Consider the following 4,240-nt stretch of genomic DNA (forward strand, 5'->3'; position numbering starts at 1 on the left):
CGCGCCGCCTCGCGCCAGAGCGGCACGGCGGCCGCCAGGGCGGCGAGACCGAGCAGCCCGAAGACCGGCCGCCAGCCGACCGCATCGCCCGCCACGCCGGCGAGCGGCGCGGTGATCAGGTTCGCCATCACCATGCCGGTCATGAACCGGCCGAGCGTCGCCTGGCGGGTCTCGTACGAGGTGCGGTCGCCGATCAGCGCGATCGCCACGGGGATGAGCCCGCCGGCGAAGGCGCCCGCGACCGCGCGCGCCGCCGTCAGCGCGCCGAGCGAGGGGGCGAGCGCGGCGGCGAGCGTGGCAGCACCATAGAGCGCCATGCAGCCCGCGATCAGGCGGAGCTTGCCGAGCCGGTCGCCGAGCGGGCCGAGCACGGGCTGGGCGAGACCGTAGGCGAGGGTGAACCCCGCCACCACCGGTGCGGCGGCGGCGACCGAAGCGCCGAAGCCGGAGGCGATCAGGGCCAGCAGCGGATCGGCGACACGGATCCCCGTGCCGGAGAGGAAGCCGGTGAGGATCAGGACGGGCAGCGGCAGGGGGGCGGGCGGGTTCACGCGCCGGACCATCGCCCGGCGCGGCGCGGCGCGAAAGACCCGCGGCGCGCGGCGCCGCCCGTCAGGCCGCGGCCCGGCGCGCGCGCTGGCTTGCCGTGCGGAGCTGGCCGCAGGCGGCGAGGATGTCGCGCCCGCGGGGGCTGCGGATCGGGCTCGCATAGCCCGCCGCCATGACGATCTCGGCGAAGCGGCGGATCGCGCTGGCCGGGGAGGTCTCGAAGCGCGAGCCCGGCCAGGGATTGAACGGGATCAGGTTCACCTTGGCCGGGATGCCATGGATCAGCCGCACGAGCTCGCGCGCGTCGGCCTCGGAATCGTTCACGCCCTTGAGCATCACGTATTCGAAGGTGATGCGCCGCGCGTTCGACGCCCCCGGATAGCGGCGGCACGCCTCCAGCAGCATCGTCAGCGGATATTTGCGGTTCAGCGGCACCAGCTCGTCGCGGAGCTCGTCGCGCACCGCATGCAGCGAGACCGCGAGATTGACGCCGAGCTCGGCGCCGCAACGGTCCATCATCGGCACGACGCCCGAGGTCGAGAGCGTGATGCGCCGGCGCGACAGGGCGATCCCCTCGCCGTCCATCGCGATCCTCATCGCCTGGGCGACGTTCTCGTAGTTGTAGAGCGGCTCGCCCATCCCCATCAGCACGATGTTGGACAACAGGCGCGGGGCTTCGCCCTTCGGGCTCGGCCACTCGCCGTAGGCGTCGCGCGCGGCCATGAACTGGCCGACGATCTCGCCGGCGCCGAGATTGCGCACCAGCGTCTGCGTGCCGGTGTGGCAGAACCGGCAGGTGAGCGTGCAGCCGACCTGCGAGGAGAGGCAGACCGAGCCGCGATCCTCCTCGCGGTCGGGGATGTAGACGGTCTCGGCCTCCTGGCCGTCGCGGAAGCGGAACAGCCACTTGCGCGTGCCGTCGGCCGAGCGCTGGTCGGTCCTCGCCTCGGGCCGGCCGATCACGAAGTGGTCGGCAAGGCGCGCCTGCATCGGCTTCGCGATCGTGCTCATGCGCGCGAAGTCGCGGCATCCCTGGTGGTAGATCCAGTGCCAGAGCTGCTTGGCGCGCAGCCTCGCCTCGCGCTCGTCGGCGCAGACGACCAGCAGCGCCTCGGCGAGCTGATCGCGCGGGAGGCCGACGAGATCGCGCCGGCCGTCCGGCTCGACCGCCGGCGGGGGGGCGAAGAGCGCCGACTTGGCCTCGATCCGCGCCGCCTCCGCCGGGGTGAGCGTCGCGGTCATCGGCAGGCGTCCGAGATCGCCCGATAGGCGGCCGAGAAGCCGAGCAGGCTGAAGGTGTCGGTCACCGTGCCGCCGCGCGGCCCCGGCCCCTGCAGGCGCAGCGCGCGGCCGCGCTGGAAGCCCTGGATCGCCTCGGCGCGGTCGCGCGCGAACGCGGCATCGCCGGCGGTGAAGAACGCCAGGCTGACATTGCCGGCCGCGGCCTCCACCGTGCCTGCGGGCTCGGCGCCCGCGGGATAGGTGTAGCCCGCGCGCACGGCCACCTGGTCGCGGCTGTTCGGCCGGTGCGTCACCGTCAGCACCACCTCGCCGCGATTCGCGACATTGGGCTGGCTGCGGGCGGCGCGGGTGAAGGCGTAGCAGACCTTGTTGCCGCCCTCGGTCAGGGTGGCGGCCTGCCAGTCCTGGAAGACGCCGATCGAGGTCGGCCCCGGCTGCTGGGCGAGCGCGGGCGCGGCCGTGAGAAGGGCGAGGACGGAGATAGGGGCGCGCATCATGGGCGGATACATACGGGGCGGGCGCGCGGGTCTCAAGCGAGCGCTCACCCCTCCTCGCCGCGCAGCAGCGCGGGCGTGCCGCGGCGGAAGCGCGGGCGGCCATGCGCCGGCGGAGGCTGGACCGCGCCGGGCCCGCCCGAGGCGACGGGGCGCGGCGGGAACCGGCCCATCGCGATCCAGCGGTCGTACATCACGAGCGCGCCTGCGACCGCGAGGTTGATCGCGAATCGGGTCGGGATGCGCACGACGAAGTCGCAGCGCGCCAGCATCGCCGCGCTCAGGCTGCCGCGCTCGGGACCCAGCACGTAGGCGGCCTGGGGCGGGTGGCGGAACGAGGGCAGCGGCACCGCGTCCTCGGCGAGTTCCACCCCCACCAGACGGCAGAGCCGCGGCAGGGCCATGGCCTCCGCGGACGGCCACCGGTAGAAGGGCAGGTGGCGCGTGGCGTCCGAGGTGTCGGTCGCGCGCGTCGCCGCGATCCCCGGGCTGTCGCCCACCGCGAACAGGAAGGAGGCGCCGAAGGCGTGGGCGGTGCGGAACAGCGCGCCGGCGTTGCCGGGCTTGCTCACCCCCTCCATGCCGATGCCGAACCAGCCGCGTGCGGTCTCCATGACAAGGCTTCCCCGATGACCGACCAGCGGTCGCACGACCCGGCCGACGCGATCGTCGCCGACCAGTACGAGGCCTACCCCTACCCCGCGCGCGACGCCAGCGACGAGGCGAAGCGGCTGGTGGTGGGCAGCCCCTCCCATCTCGCCGAGATCGACCACTGGGTGTTCGGCGCACGGCGCGATCCGGCGCGTCCCCTGAACGCGCTGATCGCGGGCGGCGGCACGGGCGATGCCTGCGTGATGCTCGCGGCCCAGCTCGCGCGGGCCGGAAGGCCCGGGCGGGTGACGTATCTCGATCGCTCGGTTGCGGCAGCCGGGATCGCGCGCAAACGGGTCGCCGCAAGGGGGCTCGCGAACGTGACGTTCGTGCAGGGCTCGATCCTCGACCTGCCCGCGCTCGGGCTCGGCCCGTTCGACTACATCGACTGCTGCGGCGTGCTGCACCACCTGCCCGACCCGGCGGCGGGGCTCGCGGCGCTCGTCGCCGTGCTCGCGCCGGGCGGCGGGATCGGGCTGATGGTCTATGCGCCGCACGGGCGCACTGGCGTCTACATGGCGCAGGACGCGCTGCGCCTGCTCGCCCCGCCCGGCCTGAAGCCGGACGCACGGATCGACGCGGCGCGGCGCTTCGTGCGGGGGCTCCATCCGGCGCACTGGCTCGCGCGCAACCCCTTCGTGCGCGACCATCTGGCGGGCGGCGATGCCGGGCTGGTCGACCTCCTGCTGCACGCGCGCGACCGCGCCTACACCGTGCCGGACCTGCTCGCGCTGCTGGCGGGCGCCGGGCTGGCGCCGGCCGCCTTCATCGAGCCGGCACGCTACGACCCCGCGACCTGGCTTGCCGATCCGCGGCTGAAGGCGCGCGCCGCCACGCTGCCCTGGGCGGAACGCACTGCGCTCGCCGAGGCCGCGTCGGGCACGATGGCGGTGCACATCGTCTACGCCGTGCGCGCCGCGGAAGGCTGGACCGCGCCCGATCCGGGCGACGAGACGCGCATCCCCGTGCTGCGCGAGCTCGACGGCGCCGCGCTCGCCACCCAGGCCGGCACGAGCGGGCGCCTCGCCTTCGATCTGGACGGCGTGTCGCTGCCGGTCGCCCTGCCGCCGCTCGGGGCGGCCATGCTGCGCCGGATCGACGGGCGCACCCCGGTCGGCGCCGTGCTGGCCGGACTCGCGGCCCCGCCGGAGCGCGCGCGGCGCGAGTGGCGCGCGCTCTACGCCGGCCTGAACGCGATGAACCGGCTGCTGCTCGCCGCCCCGCCTGGGGGATAGCGGCGTGGTCGCGTGGATCGTCGTGTTCGGCTTCCCGGCCCGGCCGGACGGCACGCCGACGCCCGAGCT

5 protein-coding genes are annotated in these 4,240 nt (G+C 75.0%); 1 reads left to right on the plus strand and 4 read right to left on the minus strand.

Translation table 11 applies throughout. The annotated features are described in order from the left end of the window. From FK498_RS17630 to FK498_RS17645, 4 genes are all read right to left on the minus strand, one after another. A partial coding sequence (locus tag FK498_RS17630) for an MFS transporter (RefSeq protein ID WP_161988476.1) occupies positions 1-551 on the minus strand: 551 nt, incomplete at its 3' end. A gap of 61 nt (positions 552-612) precedes the next feature. Further along, on the minus strand, positions 613-1,791 hold the full coding sequence (rlmN, locus tag FK498_RS17635; protein WP_141856881.1) for a 23S rRNA (adenine(2503)-C(2))-methyltransferase RlmN: 1,179 nt from the start codon (positions 1,789-1,791) through the stop codon (positions 613-615). Next, the gene (locus tag FK498_RS17640) at positions 1,788-2,288 is read right to left on the minus strand and encodes an invasion associated locus B family protein (RefSeq protein WP_237561002.1); all 501 of its coding nucleotides are present in this window, start codon (positions 2,286-2,288) and stop codon (positions 1,788-1,790) included. The genes rlmN and FK498_RS17640 overlap by 4 nt, the downstream gene beginning before the upstream one ends. Positions 2,289-2,332: 44 nt before the next feature. Continuing rightward, entirely contained in the window at positions 2,333-2,899 is a 567-nt protein-coding gene (locus FK498_RS17645; RefSeq protein WP_141856885.1) for an RNA methyltransferase, read from the minus strand. Between the two features lie 15 nt (positions 2,900-2,914). Here FK498_RS17645 and FK498_RS17650 point away from each other — a divergent pair, with 15 nt between their 5' ends. Next, positions 2,915-4,171, plus strand: coding sequence for a bifunctional 2-polyprenyl-6-hydroxyphenol methylase/3-demethylubiquinol 3-O-methyltransferase UbiG (locus tag FK498_RS17650; RefSeq protein ID WP_141856887.1), 1,257 nt, complete (start codon positions 2,915-2,917; stop codon positions 4,169-4,171). Positions 4,172-4,240: the final 69 nt, after the last annotated feature.

Origin of the sequence: Elioraea sp. Yellowstone (assembly GCF_006704265.1) — a bacterium.
In the GTDB taxonomy this organism is placed as follows: Bacteria; Pseudomonadota; Alphaproteobacteria; order Acetobacterales; family Acetobacteraceae; genus Elioraea.

What these genes read in the sequence shown, in the direction of transcription:
- rlmN (WP_141856881.1), bottom strand. Translation starts at nt 1,791, where the DNA reads ATGACCGCGACGCTCACCCCGGCGGAGGCGGCGCGGATCGAGGCCAAG.
- FK498_RS17640 (WP_237561002.1), bottom strand. Translation starts at nt 2,288, where the DNA reads ATGATGCGCGCCCCTATCTCCGTCCTCGCCCTTCTCACGGCCGCGCCC.
- FK498_RS17645 (WP_141856885.1), bottom strand. Translation starts at nt 2,899, where the DNA reads ATGGAGACCGCACGCGGCTGGTTCGGCATCGGCATGGAGGGGGTGAGC.
- FK498_RS17650 (WP_141856887.1), top strand. Translation starts at nt 2,915, where the DNA reads ATGACCGACCAGCGGTCGCACGACCCGGCCGACGCGATCGTCGCCGAC.